The organism is Pseudomonas sp. NPDC089422 (assembly GCF_044749405.1).
GTDB lineage: Bacteria > Pseudomonadota > Gammaproteobacteria > Pseudomonadales > Pseudomonadaceae > Aquipseudomonas.
Genome location: NZ_JBIVHW010000008.1, coordinates 165,615 through 180,531 on the forward strand (window position 1 = coordinate 165,615; position 14,917 = coordinate 180,531).

General features: G+C 64.1%; 11 protein-coding genes. 3 read left to right on the forward strand and 8 right to left on the reverse strand.

Going from position 1 to position 14,917, the window contains the following annotated elements:
* Positions 1-123: 123 nt before the first annotated feature.
* The 4 genes from pheA to mtnA all read right to left on the reverse strand — a co-directional run bounded on the left by pheA (position 124) and on the right by mtnA (position 6,711).
* A complete protein-coding gene (gene pheA / locus ACIPZ8_RS16990) occupies positions 124-1,218 on the reverse strand; it encodes a prephenate dehydratase (protein ID WP_085675434.1) in 1,095 nt (364 codons plus the stop codon).
* On the reverse strand, positions 1,218-2,303 hold the full coding sequence (gene serC / locus ACIPZ8_RS16995) for a 3-phosphoserine/phosphohydroxythreonine transaminase (protein WP_400725366.1): 1,086 nt from the start codon (positions 2,301-2,303) through the stop codon (positions 1,218-1,220). The genes pheA and serC overlap by 1 nt, the downstream gene beginning before the upstream one ends.
* Positions 2,304-2,374: 71 nt before the next feature.
* Complete coding sequence (gyrA, locus tag ACIPZ8_RS17000) at positions 2,375-5,137, reverse strand: DNA gyrase subunit A (protein WP_400725369.1); 2,763 nt, start codon at positions 5,135-5,137, stop codon at positions 2,375-2,377.
* Positions 5,138-5,634: 497 nt separating this feature from the next.
* Positions 5,635-6,711: an S-methyl-5-thioribose-1-phosphate isomerase gene (gene mtnA / locus ACIPZ8_RS17005; RefSeq protein ID WP_400725371.1), complete on the reverse strand. Its 1,077-nt coding sequence runs from the start codon at positions 6,709-6,711 to the stop codon at positions 5,635-5,637.
* A gap of 112 nt (positions 6,712-6,823) precedes the next feature.
* Here mtnA and ubiG point away from each other — a divergent pair, with 112 nt between their 5' ends.
* The 3 genes from ubiG to ACIPZ8_RS17020 are packed head-to-tail and all read left to right on the forward strand — an operon-like array spanning position 6,824 to position 8,967.
* Complete coding sequence (ubiG, locus tag ACIPZ8_RS17010; protein WP_400725374.1) at positions 6,824-7,522, forward strand: bifunctional 2-polyprenyl-6-hydroxyphenol methylase/3-demethylubiquinol 3-O-methyltransferase UbiG; 699 nt, start codon at positions 6,824-6,826, stop codon at positions 7,520-7,522.
* Between the two features lie 2 nt (positions 7,523-7,524).
* A complete protein-coding gene (gene mupP / locus ACIPZ8_RS17015; RefSeq protein WP_400725377.1) occupies positions 7,525-8,196 on the forward strand; it encodes an N-acetylmuramic acid 6-phosphate phosphatase MupP in 672 nt (223 codons plus the stop codon).
* A 30-nt stretch (positions 8,197-8,226) separates the two neighbouring features.
* Positions 8,227-8,967, forward strand: coding sequence for a YciK family oxidoreductase (locus ACIPZ8_RS17020; protein ID WP_400725380.1), 741 nt, complete (start codon positions 8,227-8,229; stop codon positions 8,965-8,967).
* Positions 8,968-9,007: 40 nt separating this feature from the next.
* Here the strand turns inward: ACIPZ8_RS17020 and ACIPZ8_RS17025 are convergent, their stop codons facing one another.
* The 4 genes from ACIPZ8_RS17025 to ACIPZ8_RS17040 all read right to left on the reverse strand — a co-directional run bounded on the left by ACIPZ8_RS17025 (position 9,008) and on the right by ACIPZ8_RS17040 (position 14,917).
* Complete coding sequence (locus ACIPZ8_RS17025; protein ID WP_400725383.1) at positions 9,008-9,793, reverse strand: TenA family transcriptional regulator; 786 nt, start codon at positions 9,791-9,793, stop codon at positions 9,008-9,010.
* A gap of 39 nt (positions 9,794-9,832) precedes the next feature.
* Positions 9,833-12,289 (reverse strand): EAL domain-containing protein, encoded by a 2,457-nt coding sequence (locus tag ACIPZ8_RS17030; RefSeq protein ID WP_400725386.1) that lies wholly within the window; start codon positions 12,287-12,289, stop codon positions 9,833-9,835.
* 170 nt (positions 12,290-12,459) lie between these two features.
* The gene (locus ACIPZ8_RS17035; protein ID WP_400725389.1) at positions 12,460-14,292 is read right to left on the reverse strand and encodes an ABC transporter ATP-binding protein; all 1,833 of its coding nucleotides are present in this window, start codon (positions 14,290-14,292) and stop codon (positions 12,460-12,462) included.
* Positions 14,285-14,917 carry a DsbA family protein gene (locus ACIPZ8_RS17040; RefSeq protein ID WP_400725392.1) on the reverse strand — a complete coding sequence of 211 codons (633 nt, stop codon included), beginning with the start codon at positions 14,915-14,917 and terminating at the stop codon, positions 14,285-14,287. Before ACIPZ8_RS17040 ends, ACIPZ8_RS17035 begins: the two co-directional genes overlap by 8 nt.

The following is a 14,917-nucleotide window of genomic DNA, read 5'->3' on the forward strand; positions in this document are numbered from 1 at the left end:
CTGGTGCGAACCCTGTTCAGAAATCTAGGCAGCCTGTAAGACTGCAGGGGCCTGCTTTGCAGGCCATCGCCGGCAAGCGCGGCTCCCACAGGGGGCCGCGAATCGGCCCCCGACAATCTCAGATCAAAGCACTGCCTTTGGATAGGAACCCAGCACCTTCAGCGCCACGGCCTCCTGGCTGATCTTCTCCAGCACCGCCTTGATCAGCGGGTCGCGGTGATGGCCGACGAAGTCGATGAAGAACACGTAGGTCCACTTGCCGCTGCGCGATGGCCGGGTTTCGATACGGGTCAGGTCGATGCCGTTCTCGTGGAACGGCACCAGCAGCTCGTGCAGCGCACCTGGCTTGTTGCTCATCGAGACGATGATCGAGGTCTTGTCGTCGCCGGTCGGCGGCACTTCCTGCTGGCCGATCATCAGGAAGCGCGTGGAGTTGTCCGGGCGGTCTTCGATCTTCTCGGCCAGGCGAGTCAGGCCATACAGGTTGGCCGCCATGTCGCCGGCGATCGCCGCCGAGTTCCACTCGCCCTTGACCCGCTTGGCCGCCTCGGCGTTGCTCGAAACAGCAACGCGCTCGACGTTCGGGTAGTGCGCGTCCAGCCACTTGCGGCACTGGGCCAGCGACTGGGCGTGGGAGTAGATGCGGGTGATGCTGTTGGTCTTGGTGTTCTCGCCCACCAGCAGGTGATGGTGAATGCGCAGCTCGACTTCACCGCAGATCACCATGTCGTGCTCGAGGAAGCTGTCCAGGGTGTGGCTGACCGCGCCCTCGGTGGAGTTTTCCACCGGCACCACGCCGAAGTTGACGGCACCGGCCGCCACCTCGCGGAACACTTCGTCGATGGCCGCCATCGGGCGGCTGACCACCGCGTGGCCGAAGTGCTTCATGGCCGCAGCCTGGGTGAAGGTGCCTTCAGGGCCGAGGTAGGCGACCTTGAGCGGCTCTTCCAGGGCCAGGCAGGACGACATGATTTCGCGGAACAGGCGCGCCATCTCTTCGTTGCCCAGCGGGCCCTTGTTGCGCTCCATCACACGCTTGAGCACGGCAGCTTCGCGCTCGGGGCGGTAGAACACCGGCTTTTCGCCTTCGGCCAGGGAGGCCGTCTTGACCCGCGCCACTTCTTCGGCGCAGCGGGCGCGATCGCTGATCAGCTCGAGGATCTTCTCGTCGAGGCTGTCGATGCGTACGCGCAGGGCTTTGAGTTCCTGTTCGGACATCAGCCGTGCTCCTTCTCGAATTCAGCCATGTAGGCAACCAGGCCTTCAACCGCTTCCAGGCCCAGGGCATTGTAGATCGAGGCGCGCATGCCACCGACCGAGCGGTGACCCTTGAGGTTGAGCAGGCCACGGGCGTCGGCACCGGCCAGGAAGGCCTTGTCCAGGCGCTCGTCAGCCAGCCGGAACGGCACGTTCATCCACGAACGGGCATTGTGGCTGATCGGGTTGGTGTAGAACTCGCTGGCGTCGATGAAGCCGTACAGACGGTCCTTCTTGGCACGGTTGCGCTGCTCCATGGCCTCGACGCCACCCTGCTCCTTGAGCCATTCGAACACCAGGCCCGAGAGGTACCAGGAATAGGTGGCCGGAGTGTTGTACATCGAGCCGTTGTCGGCCGCGACCTTGTAATCGAGCATGGTCGGGCAGCTGCTGCGGGCGCGGCCGATCAGGTCTTCACGGACGATCACCACCACCAGGCCGCTCGGGCCGATGTTCTTCTGTGCGCCGGCGTAGATCATGCCGTACTGCGAGACGTCGATCGGGCGCGAGAGAATGTCAGAGGACATGTCGACCACCAGCGGGACGTCGCCGGTTTCTGGAACCCAGTCGAACTGCAGGCCACCGATGGTCTCGTTGGACGCATAGTGGACGTAGGCGGCGTTCTTGGTCAGCTTCCACTCGTTCTGGCCTGGGATGGCCAGGTAATCGTAGGGCTTGGCGCTGGCGGCAACGTTGACGGTGCCGAAGCGACGCGCTTCCTCGATGGCCTTTTTCGACCAGATACCGGTTTCGACGTAGTCGGCAGTGCCGTTTTCCGGCAGCAGGTTCAGCGGAATTTCAGCGAACTGCTGGCTGGCACCGCCCTGCAGGAACAGGACCTTGTAGTTGGAGGGGACGGACAGCAGGTCACGCAGGTCCTGCTCGGCCTTTTCGGCGATGGCCACGTAATCATCGCTGCGATGGCTCATCTCCATCACCGACAAGCCCTTGCCGTGCCAGTCCAGCATTTCGGCCTGGGCGCGCTGCAACACAGCGTCAGGAAGCGCGGCAGGGCCTGCGCAGAAGTTAAAGGCTCGTTTGCTCACATCCACTCTCGCTCTGCTCTTATCAGTCAAACGGGGCGACCTTGGTCGCCCCGCTCGGGTTTCACGCTTGCTTATTCCTGGGTCGCCTCTTCGGCGCCCGCAGCTTCATCATCCGGCGCATCGGCCTCGACGCCCTCCTCGTCCGTCTCGATCACATCATCGAGCTCGTCCTCGGATGGCTCCTGGATACGCTCCAGGCCCACCAGCGTTTCGTCGGTGGCCAGCTTGATCAGGGTCACGCCCTGGGTGTTTCGGCCCAGGCTCGACACTTCACCGACCCGTGTGCGCACCAGGGTGCCCTGATCGGAAATCAGCATGATCTCCTCGCCTTCCTGCACCTGGATGGCGCCGATCAGCAGACCATTGCGCCCCTTGGTGCCCATGGCGATCACGCCCTGGCCGCCACGCCCGCGACGCGGGAACTTGGACAGCGGGGTGCGCTTGCCGAAGCCACGCTCGGAAGCGGTGAGGATCTGCGCGCCGGATTCCGGGATCAGCATCGAAATGATCCGCTGACCCTTGCCCAGCTTCATGCCACGTACGCCACGGGCAGTACGGCCCATTTCGCGAACCACGCTCTCGGCGAAGCGGATCACCTTGCCGGCGTCGGAGAACATCATGACTTCCTTCGCGCCGTCGGTGATTGCCGCAGCGATCAGGGTGTCGCCTTCCTTCAGCTTCAGGGCGATCAGGCCGCTGGAGCGTGGGCGGGCGAACTGTGCCAGCGGGGTCTTCTTGACGGTACCGGAGGCAGTGGCCATGAAGATATAGGCGCCGGTCGGCTCGGCCACCCACTCAGGGGTGTCGCCGTCTTCCTCGTCGATTTCTTCCGCTTCGACGATTTCGCCTTCGATGACACCATCGTCACCGTCTTCCAGCTCTTCTTCAGGGTCAGCGTTCTGCTGCAGGGCCTCGAGGTCGATCTGCAGCATGGCGGTGATGCGCTCACCCTCCTCCAGCGGCAGCAGGTTGACCAGCGGGCGACCGCGGGCGGCGCGCGACGCCTCAGGGATGTCGTAGGTCTTCAGCCAGTACACCTTGCCCTTGCTGGAGAACAGCAACAGGGTGGCGTGGCTGTTGGCGACCAGCAGGTGCTCGATGTAGTCCTCGTCCTTCACGCCAGTGGCCGACTTGCCCTTGCCGCCACGGCGCTGAGCCTGGTAGGCAGACAGCGGCTGGGTCTTGGCATAGCCGCCATGGGAAATGGTCACCACGCGCTCTTCTTCCGGGATCATGTCGCCGTAGTTGAGGTCGTGACGGGCATCGAGGATTTCGGTGCGACGGGCATCGCCGTATTCGGCACGGATCGCTTCGAGCTCTTCGCGGATCACTTCCATCAGACGCTGGGCGCTGCTGAGGATGCGGATCAGCTCGCCGATCTGCTCCAGGATTTCCTGGTACTCGGCCAGCAGCTTCTCGTGCTCCAGGCCGGTCAGGCGGTGCAGACGCAGGTCGAGGATGGCCTGGGCCTGCTCCGGCGACAGGTAATACTTGCCTTCACGCAGGCCGTACTGCTCCGGCAGGTCTTCAGGGCGGCAGGAGTCGGCGCCGGCGCGCTCGACCATGACCTGCACGGCACTGGATTCCCACGGCGTGGAAACCAGGGCTTCCTTGGCTTCGGACGGTGTCGGCGAGGCCTTGATCAGGGCGATGACCGGGTCGATGTTGGACAGCGCGACCGCCTGGCCTTCAAGGATATGGCCACGCTCGCGGGCCTTGCGCAGCTCGAACACGGTACGCCGGGTCACCACTTCGCGGCGGTGACGGACGAACGCTTCGAGCAGGTCCTTGAGGTTGAGCAGGCGCGGGCGACCGTCGACCAGGGCAACCACGTTGATGCCGAACACGCTCTGCAGCTGGGTCTGCTGGTAGAGGTTGTTGAGCACCACCTCCGGCACCTCGCCGCGACGCAGCTCGATGACGATGCGCATGCCGTCCTTGTCGGACTCGTCGCGCAGCTCGGTGATGCCTTCGATCTTCTTCTCTTTGACCAGCTCGGCGATCTTCTCGATCAGGCGGGCCTTGTTCAGCTGGTACGGCAGCTCGGTGACGACGATCTGCTGGCGGCCGCCGACCTTGTCGATGTCCTCTATCTCGGAGCGGGCGCGCATGTAGATGCGGCCACGGCCGGTACGGTAGGCCTCGATGATGCCCTGGCGGCCGTTGATGATGCCCGCAGTCGGGAAGTCCGGCCCCGGGATGAACTGCATCAGCTCATCGATGGTGACTTCCGGGTTGTCGATCAGCGCCAGGCAACCGTCGATGACTTCACCGAGGTTGTGTGGCGGGATGTTGGTCGCCATGCCCACGGCAATACCGCTGGAACCGTTGACCAGCAGGTTGGGGATGCGCGTCGGCATGACCGCCGGGATCTGCTCGGTGCCATCGTAGTTGGGCACCCAGTCGACCGTCTCTTTGTGCAGGTCGGACAGCAGCTCGTGGGCCAGCTTGGTCATGCGCACTTCGGTGTATCGCATGGCCGCAGCGTTGTCGCCGTCGACCGAACCGAAGTTGCCCTGGCCGTCGACCAGCAGGTAACGCAGCGAGAACGGCTGGGCCATACGCACGATGGTGTCGTAGACCGCAGTGTCGCCGTGCGGGTGGTACTTACCGATCACGTCACCGACCACACGGGCGGATTTCTTGTACGGCTTGTTCCAGTCGTTGCCCAGTTCGCTCATTGCATAGAGGACGCGACGATGCACGGGCTTCAAGCCATCACGCGCATCGGGCAGCGCTCGCCCGACAATCACGCTCATCGCGTAGTCGAGGTAAGACTGTCTCAGTTCGTCTTCGATATTGACCGGGAGGATTTCTTTGGCCAGTTCGCCCATGAGAAGCCTGATTCCTTTTTCTGGTGAAACTTCGCAGCTCCATCAAGGGCCGAACGAAGCTCGCCGCCGCAGCGTATGAGGGTGCGACGACTTACGACAAATCAATGAGTTGTTGCATGGATCTGCGCAATGAAGGCCGCCTTCGTGGGCGGTCCTGGAAACTGCCGGATGTTATCACAAAGGCGGGGCGGTGGGGAGATATGGCGCCGGGGTGCTCGCCTTGAGTTTTGTGCCGCCCATGAGATCGAGCGCCGCCCGCGCGGCGCATCGCAGGCAAGCCTGCTCCTACATTTGTTTCGGGCCAGTGAAGCCTGTGCCATTGGCGCGCGCCCTTGGTGCATGGCTCGAAATCGCGTCGTATAAACAAGGGGGGGCGCGCGCCAATGCCTCAGGAATAATTGGCCCGAAACAAATGTAGGAGCAGGCTTGCCTGCGATGCGCCGCGCGGGCGGCGCTCGATCTCACAAGCGCTGAAAATCCCCCGCCCTACGCTCTGATCAATGCAGCCGCTTGCGGCACATCAGCTGGGCCAGCTTGGCGGTATCCGGCCGCTCGACGACGCCGCGCTCGGTGACGATCACGTCGATCAGGTCGGCCGGGGTCACGTCGAACACCGGGTTGAATGCCTCGACCTGCGGCGCCACACGGGTTCCGGCGTAGTCCAGCAGCTCATCGGCCTCACGCTCCTCCAGCGGAATGTCCTCGCCGGTAGCCAGGTTGAGGTCGATGCTGGTGCTCGGCGCCACCACCATGAAACGCACGCCATGGTGCATGGCACTGACAGCCAGCTGATAAGTGCCGATCTTGCTCGCCACATCGCCATTGGCAGCGATACAGTCGGCACCGACCACCACCCAGGTGATCCCCTTGGTCTTCATCAGGTGGGCCAGCGCCGAGTCGGCGCACAGGGTCACCGGGATGCCCTCTTTGGCCAGCTCCCAGGCCGTCAGGCGCGAACCCTGCAGCCAGGGGCGGGTCTCACCGACGTACACCCGCTCGACCATTCCCTCCAGATATCCGGCGCGAATCACCCCCAGGGCCGTGCCGATACCGCCGCTGGCCAGGGCGCCGGCGTTGCCGTAGGTCAGCAAGGTCTGTTCGTTGCCCTGATGGCGACGGATCAGCTCGATGCCATGCTGGGCCATGGTCAGGTTGGCTTCGCGGTCACTTTCATGAATGGCAATCGCTTCGGCTTCCAACGCGGCCAGCACGTCGTCTTCGCCACGCACGCGCAGCAGGCGCTCGCGCATGCGGTTCAGCGCCCAGAACAGGTTGGCCGCGGTGGGCCGGGCTTCGGCCAGGCTGAGGAAGTCCTCTTCCAGGTCCATTTCCCAGTCGCCGCCCTGGGCCAGGCGCTCTTCCAGCGCCAGGACCAGCCCATAGGCTGCCGCAATGCCTATGGCTGCGGCGCCACGCACGGCCATGTCGCGAATCACCGCCACCACCTGCGCGACATTGTCGCAGGTCAGCCAGCGCTCTTCCGACGGCAGCAGGCGCTGGTCGAGCAGGTGCAGGGCGCCGCCTTGCCAGCGCATCCCGGTCACCTTCTCCGCCGCCAAAAGTCGCTCGCGCATCGCCTCTCCCCGTCGTTCGGATATCAAAAGCCGGCGATTATAGCGACCCTCGGCCGCAGACGCTCGGGTATACTGCGCCCCATTTGAAGTGCAAGTTCCAGAGGATTGTTCAATGAGCAACGTCGATCACGCCGAAATCGCCAAGTTCGAAGCCTTGGCCCACCGCTGGTGGGACCGTGAAAGCGAGTTCAAGCCGCTGCACGACATCAACCCGCTGCGCGTCAACTGGATCGACGAGCGCGTCGGCCTGGCGGGCAAGAAGGTGCTGGACGTCGGCTGCGGCGGCGGCATCCTCAGCGAGGCAATGGCCTTGCGCGGCGCCAACGTCACCGGCATCGACATGGGCGAGGCACCACTGGCCGTTGCCCAGCTGCACCAGCTGGAGTCGGGCGTCGAGGTCGAGTACCGGCAGATCACCGCCGAAGCCCTGGCCGAAGAAATGCCCGGGCAGTTCGACGTGGTCACCTGCCTGGAGATGCTCGAGCACGTGCCCGACCCGTCCTCGGTGATCCGCGCCTGCTACCGCATGGTCAAGCCTGGCGGCCAGGTGTTCTTCTCGACCATCAACCGCAACCCCAAGGCCTACCTGCTGGCCATCGTCGGCGCCGAGTACATCCTCAAGATGCTGCCGCGCGGCACCCACGACTTCAAGAAATTCATCCGCCCGTCCGAGCTCGGCGCCTGGAGCCGTGTCGCCGGCCTCGCCGTCAAGGACATCATCGGCCTGACCTACAACCCGCTGACCAAGCACTACAAGCTGAGCAGCGACGTTGACGTCAACTACATGATCCAGACCCTGCGCGAGGAATGAGCATGCGTTTGCGAGCAGTACTCTTCGACATGGACGGCACCCTGCTCGACACGGCGCCGGACTTCATCGCCATCTGCCAGGCCATGCTCGCCGAGCGCGGCCTGCCGGCCATCGATGACCAACTGATCCGCGACGTGATCTCCGGCGGCGCTCGCGCCATGGTCGCGGCAACCTTCGCCATGGCCCCCGAAGCCGAAGGCTTCGAGGCCCTGCGCCTGGAGTTCCTCGAGCGCTACCAGCGTGACTGCGCCGTTCACAGCAAGCTGTTCGACGGCATGGGCGAGCTGCTGGCCGACATCGAAAAGGGCAACCTGCTGTGGGGCGTGGTGACCAACAAGCCGGTGCGCTTCGCCGAACCGATCATGCAGCAGCTGGGCCTGGCCGAGCGCTCGGCATTGCTGATCTGCCCGGACCACGTGAAGAACAGCAAGCCCGACCCTGAGCCGCTGATCCTCGCCTGCAAGACCCTGGACCTGGACCCGGCCAGCGTACTGTTCGTCGGCGACGACCTGCGCGACATCGAGTCCGGCCGCGACGCCGGCACCCGTACGGCTGCGGTGCGCTACGGCTATATTCATCCAGAGGACAACCCGAACAACTGGGGCGCCGATGTGGTGGTGGACCACCCGCTGGAACTGCGCAAGGTGATCGACAGCGCCCTGTGCGGTTGCTGATCGCCCCCAGGCTCTACAAGGACACCTGACATGTTCGACTACACCGCCCGCCCCGGCCTGCTCGCCGGCCGCGTCATCCTGGTCACCGGTGCCGGCCGCGGTATCGGTGCCGCAGCCGCCAAGGCCTATGCCGCCCTGGGCGCCACCGTGCTGCTGCTGGGCAAGACCGAAGCCAACCTCAACGAGGTCTACGACCACATCGAGGCCGCCGGCCACCCGCAGCCCGTGGTGATCCCGTTCAATCTGGAAACCGCCCTGCCTCATCAGTACGACGAGCTGGCGGCGATGATCGAGGAGCAGTTCGGCCGCCTCGACGGCCTGCTCAACAACGCCTCGATCATCGGCCCGCGCACGCCCCTGGAGCAGCTGTCGGGGGACAACTTCATGCGCGTGATGCACATCAACGTCAATGCCACCTTCATGCTCACCAGCACCCTGCTGCCGCTGCTCAAGCTGTCGGAGGATGCCTCGGTGGTGTTCACCTCCAGCAGCGTCGGGCGCAAGGGCCGGGCCTACTGGGGCGCCTACGGGGTGTCCAAGTTCGCCACCGAAGGGCTGATGCAGACCCTGGCCGACGAGCTGGAAGGCGTGGCGCCGGTGCGCTCCAACAGCATCAACCCGGGCGCGACGCGCACGGCGATGCGGGCCCAGGCGTACCCGAGCGAGAACCCGCAGAACAACCCGCTGCCGGAAGAGATCATGCCGGTCTATCTGTACCTGATGGGGCCGGATAGCAAAGCAGTGAACGGGCAGGCGCTGAACGCCCAGTAAGGCTTGAGATTGCCGGGGCTGCCTTGCAGCCCCAGAAATTTCAGCCGGCGGCCAAGGCCGGGCGCAGGCGCCCTTGCTGGCGCCCTTCCAGCTGCATGCACCGCTCCAGGAACAGGTACATGCAGTCATAGCTCTTGCAGACCGCCTTGCGCAGCTCGTTGCGCAGCCCCAGGGTCGGGTTCTCGCCCGCCAGCGTGCAGATGATCTCCAGCGCCTCCCACGGGTGAGCGTCGTCATACTGGGCATGCATCTTCAGCCACTTCATCGCCCGCTTGCGCACGTCCTCCGGAAAGCCCATGGCATAGGTGTCCTCGGCGCACACCACTGCCGACCACTCACCCGTCGCCCCCTCGATCGCATAGTTGGTCGCCGCCATGGCAATCGCCAGCGACTCGGTGGTGCAGACGCGCCAGCACCAGTCGTTCAGCCCGTTCAGCTCTGGCGGTACATCCTGCGCCTGAAGGTCGTGCAGGTGCACGCCATGGGCATGGCACCAGTTCACCCAGTAGTCGGCATGGTTGAGCTCGACGCGGATGTTGCGCATCAGCCAGCGCCGCGCCATGTCCTCGCCAGGGTGGCGGGCATAACGGGTCTTGGTCAGGTTATGGGCCATGTACAGGGAAAACTGTTCGACCACCGGCCAGCCACCGATCAGGTACTGGCGGATGGTCGACTGGCGCAGCTCGCCATCACGCAGGCGCTGGTAGAACTCGTGCTCGACCACCCGGCGCTTGCTTTCACGGCAATCTTCGATGAGTTGCTGGGCCCACTGGGGGTAACTGGCCGGGTCCATCAAGGGCCCGATACGTACGAATGCATCAATCACTTTCAGCTCCTTGATCCTTGTGATTTTGCGGACGTGTTATCAGCGAAAAGTACCTGGCGCCCGATGCAGCAAGGGCCGCGCAGCAATCCGTTGGCGCTGCAGACTGTCACAGGTGAACACCTGCGGCCGTTCAATCAGATAGCCCTGGGCGTAATCCACGCCGATCTCCTGCAAGGCCTGCTCGATCAACGGTGTTTCGACGAACTCGGCGATGGTCCGCTTGCCCATGACGTGGCCGATGTGATTGATCACCTCGACCATCGCACGGTTGACCGGGTCGTCGAGCATATCTTTGACAAAACTTCCGTCGATCTTCAAGAAGTCGACGGGTAAATGTTTCAAATAGGCAAATGACGACATCCCGGCGCAGAAGTCGTCCAGTGAGAACTTGCAACCCAGCCCCTTCAATTCATTGATGAAGCGGATGGCACTGCCAAGGTTGGCAATGGCACTGGTCTCGGTGATTTCGAAGCAGATCATCCGCGGCGGAATGGCGTACTCGACGAACAACCGCTGCAGGTACTCGAGGAACTTGTCGTCACCGATGCTCGTCCCCGAAAGGTTGATCGCACACATCGCCAGCGGCCCGTCCCGCCCTTCGTCCAGGCATTGGCGGATGACCTCGAACACGTTGCGCACCACCCAGCGGTCCAGCGCCGTCATCAGGCCATAGCGCTCGGCGGCGGGGATGAAACTGTCCGGGAGGATGGTGCGGCCGCTTTCGTCGTGCAGGCGCAGCAGGATCTCGATATGGCCTGGACCCTCGATGGCCTTCAGCGCGGCGATTTCCTGGCAATAGAGGCAGAAGCGGTTTTCCTCCAGGGCCACATGCAGGCGCTGGATCCAGGCCATTTCACCAAAGCGCATGGACAGTTCGCTGTCGTCGGCGTGGTACACCTGCACCCGGTTACGGCCCTTTTCCTTGGCCATGTAGCAGGCCATGTCGGCGGCCCGCAACGAGGCCTCCAGCGTGCCCGGTGCCTGCGCCATGTGCACCAGGCCGATACTGACGGTGGTCACGAACGGCCTGCCCTTCCACACGAAGTGCAGGCTCTGCACGGCCTGGCGCAGGTTCTCGGCGATGCGCTCGGACTGGTCGGCCGGGCAGTTTTCCAGCAGCACACCAAATTCATCGCCCCCCAGGCGCGCGAGGGTATCGCCTTCACGCAGCCCCGACTGCAGTACCGCGCAGATATGCCTGAGCAACTCGTCACCGGCCGCATGGCCGCAGGTGTCATTGACCAGCTTGAACTGGTCGAGGTCGAGGAACATCAACGAATGCCGCCCGGCCTGGCGCACCAGGCCATTGAGCGCCTGCTCCAGGCGATACTCGAATTCACGCCGGTTGGCCAGGCCGGTCAGGGCGTCATGGGTGGCCTGCCAGGACAGGTTGGCGATGTACTGCCGCTCCTGGGTCATGTCGTGCAGCACCAGCACGATACCGGCCAGCTGGTCGTTATTGATGATCGCAGAGCCAACCAGGTTGACCGATACCGTACTGCCATCCAGGCGCTGGATCAGCCGGGAATGCTCGGCGCCACCCTTGAGGCTGCCACTGAGCACCTGCTCGACCAGCGTGCAGCCTTCGCCCTGCTCCTCCTCGTCGAGCAGGCTGAACAGCGCCCCCAGCGGCAAGCCCTGCGCCTGGCCGGACTGCCAATGGGTCAGTTGCTCGGCAGCGGGGTTCATGTAGACGATATTGCCCTCGACATCGGCGGTGATCACCGCATCGCCAATCGACTCGAGGGTGATCTGCGCCCGCTCCTTCTCCTCCCGCAGGGCGCTGGCGAAGGCCTGACGCTGGGCCAGCAGCTTGCTTGAGCGGCGCCAGGCAATGGTAATCAGGAACAGCGCGGTCAGCAGGTTGGTGACCAGCAGCACCCGCAGCAGCATCCGCGAGCCTTCACCCAAGGCATCACTGAAGGCCTTGGCTGCGGGCGTGACGCCTTCGTTGATGGCGACGATGCGGCTCTTCCAATCGTTGAGCCGGGCGGCCTCGACCTGGCCTGCAGCGAAACCATCGTGCATTTCGCCGGCCAGCACATCGAGCTTGATCAGGTAGTCATCGCCGATGTTCCAGTAGTCGATCGCCGTCTGCATGTAGCTGACCTGGCGGAAATTGCGGTAGAACCAGATGATCCGGTCGACATCGTCCGGGTGATTGCCACCCTGCAGCACAGCCCGGCGGGCGCCTTCCAGGTCCGGGCTGGCCTGGTCGAGCAGCTCGCGCACTTCGTGGTCGCCCTGGGGCACGGTTATGGCCTGGCGATAGCGCTGATAGGTGCGCTCGTCGCGGTCATCGGCATACAGGTTGAGGTAATAGATGGCGTCTTTCTGCGCCTTGGACCACAGGCTTTCACCGGCCACGTAGGCACGGACCGCCGACAATGCATAAAGGCTGAGGCTGCCCAGCAATACCTGGAATACGACAACGGCGATGAAGGGCCAGATGATACCTACCAACCTTGGCGCTTCTTGAGTGCGATTTCCCTTCATTTAGTCCCTGTCGCAGAGCAGATAAGACTTGAATCAACCCAGACAAGCACAGCGTAGGCCATTTGCCATCTGTGTGGAGGGAAATTTCGAGCTGCAAGCCGCAAGAAACAGAAGCTCCGCAGAATGGCGATTATCTGCTGGAAGCTTGCAACTTATGGCTTGCAGCTATGTCAGGTCTGCTGCAGATGCCCATACAACTTGGCATACAGCCCACCCTCGGCAATCAGCTGCTGGTGGTCGCCATCCTCGGCCACATGGCCACCGTCGAACACCAGTACCCGGTCGGCCTGTTTCACTGCCGACAGGCGGTGCGCAATGATCAGCGTGGTCCGGCCACTGAGGAAGCGCGCCAGTGCCTGGTGCAGGTTGTACTCGGTGGCAGCATCCAGCGCCGAGGTAGCTTCATCGAGAATGACCACCTTGGGCTCGGCCAGGACCATGCGGGCAATCGCCAGGCGCTGACGCTGCCCACCAGACAGGCGCACCCCCGAGCGGCCGACCACACTGTCCAGCCCTTGCGGCAAAGCGGCGATGGTGGCGTCCAGCTGGGCGATACGCAGGGCCTGCCAGCAGGCCTCGTCAGTGCATTCGCGCCCCATGGTCAGGTTGGCGCGCACGCTGTCGTTGAACAGCGAGGGGTGCTGCAGCACCACCGCAACGTTCTCGCGCAAGGTCTCAAGGCCGATCTCCTGCAGGCTGGCACCGCCAAAGCGGATGGTCCCGGCCTGGGCGCTGTACAGCCCCAGCAGCAACTGCACCAGGGTGCTCTTGCCGCCACCGCTGGCGCCAACGATAGCCACCTTCTCACCGGGGGCAATGGCCAGGTTCAACTGGTCCAGCACCGGCTCATCGGCATAGGCGAAGCGCAGGTCGCGCACCTCGATACCCACCGTCTCGCGCCCGGCGAACGGGTCGCTGGCGGCCGGGTACTGCGGCTCGTCGGCCCGCGACAGCAGCTCGTTGAGCCGGCTCAGCGCACCGCCGGCGGCGTAGTAGGCATATTGCAGGTTGAGCAGCTGCTCCACCGGGCCGATCATGAACCACAGGTAGCTGAACACCGCCAGCATCTGGCCGATCGACAGGTCGGAGAACAACACGGTCAGCATCGCCGCAGCGCGGAAAATATCGATACCGAACTGGAACAGCAGGCCACTGGCGCGGCCGCTGGCGTCGCTCTTCCATTGCGATTCCACGGCATAGTCGCGCACTTCACGGGCCCGCAGGCCGAGGCGGCCGAGGAAGTAGCCCTGGCGGTTGCCGGCACGGATTTCCTGGATGGCGTCCAGGGTTTCCGACAGCGCCTGGGTAAAGCGCGAGGTGCTGTCGTTCTCGAGTTTCTTCAGGTGCTTGACGCGCTTGCCCAGCTGCACGGTGAAATAGATCACCAGCGGGTTGAACAGCAGGATCAGCAACGCCAGCTTCCAGTGCATCCAGATCAGGATCGCCGCCGTACCGGTGAGGGTCAGCATGGCCACCAGGAAGCGGCTGAGGGTCTCGCCGACGAACTTGTCGAGGGTGTCCAGGTCGGTGACCAGATGGGTGGTCACGGTACCGCTGCCAAGGCTTTCGTACTCCTTGAGCGAAATGCGCTTGAGGCGCTCGATCAGGCGAATGCGCAGACGGTAGACGATATCCTTGGCCAGCCCGGCGAACAGCTTGGCCTGCACCACGTTGAAGGCCAGCGCCGCCAGGCGCAGGCTCAGCGTGGCCGCCAGCATCAGGCCGATGTAGCCGGCCGCCACTTGCCAGTTGCCCGGCAGCAGGTGGTTCATCCACTTCAGAGCGGCATCGCCGTGCCCCAGCAGCACTTCGTCGACCAGCAACGGCAGCAGCAGCGGGATCGGCACGCTGCAACAGGCCGCCAGTACGGCAACCAGGTTGGCGGTCCAGAGGTTCTTCTTGTGATGCAGGGCCAGGCGGCGGATTTCCGCCCAGTTCAGGCGATCAGACACAGCGGTGGGCTTCCCTGGCACAGGGTCTGGCGACCCTGGCAGATCAAGCACAGACGGCCTGCTGTAGCCAGCGGCCAAGCAGGGGTTGCAGGCTGCTCAGCGGCTGGTAGCCGTTGGTCAGCAACGCCAGTTGGCCGTTGCGCTCGGCCAGCAGGGTCGGGAAGCCGGCGATGCCGAGGTCCTGCACCCAGCTGAAGTCCGCGCTGGTGGCGGCGCGGATGTCATGGCTGGCGAACTGCTGGGCGAAAAGCTCGCGGTCGAAGCCGGCCTGTTCGGCCAGCTCGACCAGTTGCGGGGCGCGGGTAACATCCACGCCCTGCTCGTAGAACGAGCGCTGGATCAGCGCCAGCAGCGGCCAGACGCGCTCGGCGTCCAGCTCGCGGGCAGTGACCAGGGCGCGGCAGGCCGGTTCGGTGTCGTAGACGAAGCCGTCAGGCATGGCACCGTCGAAACGGAACGGCTGCCCGGTGGCTTCGGCCACCGCCTGCCAGTGCTCGAGGATGTACTTGCGGGTCGAGTTATCCAGCGCACTGCCGCCAGTGCGCAGGCCGCCCGGCACCAGCCGCGTGCTGACACCCGCCTCGGCGGCCTGTGCGATCAGCGCCGCAGCCACTGGCGCGAACCCCCAGCACCAGGAGCACATCGGGTCCATCACGTAGATCAGGCGGGCGGTCAT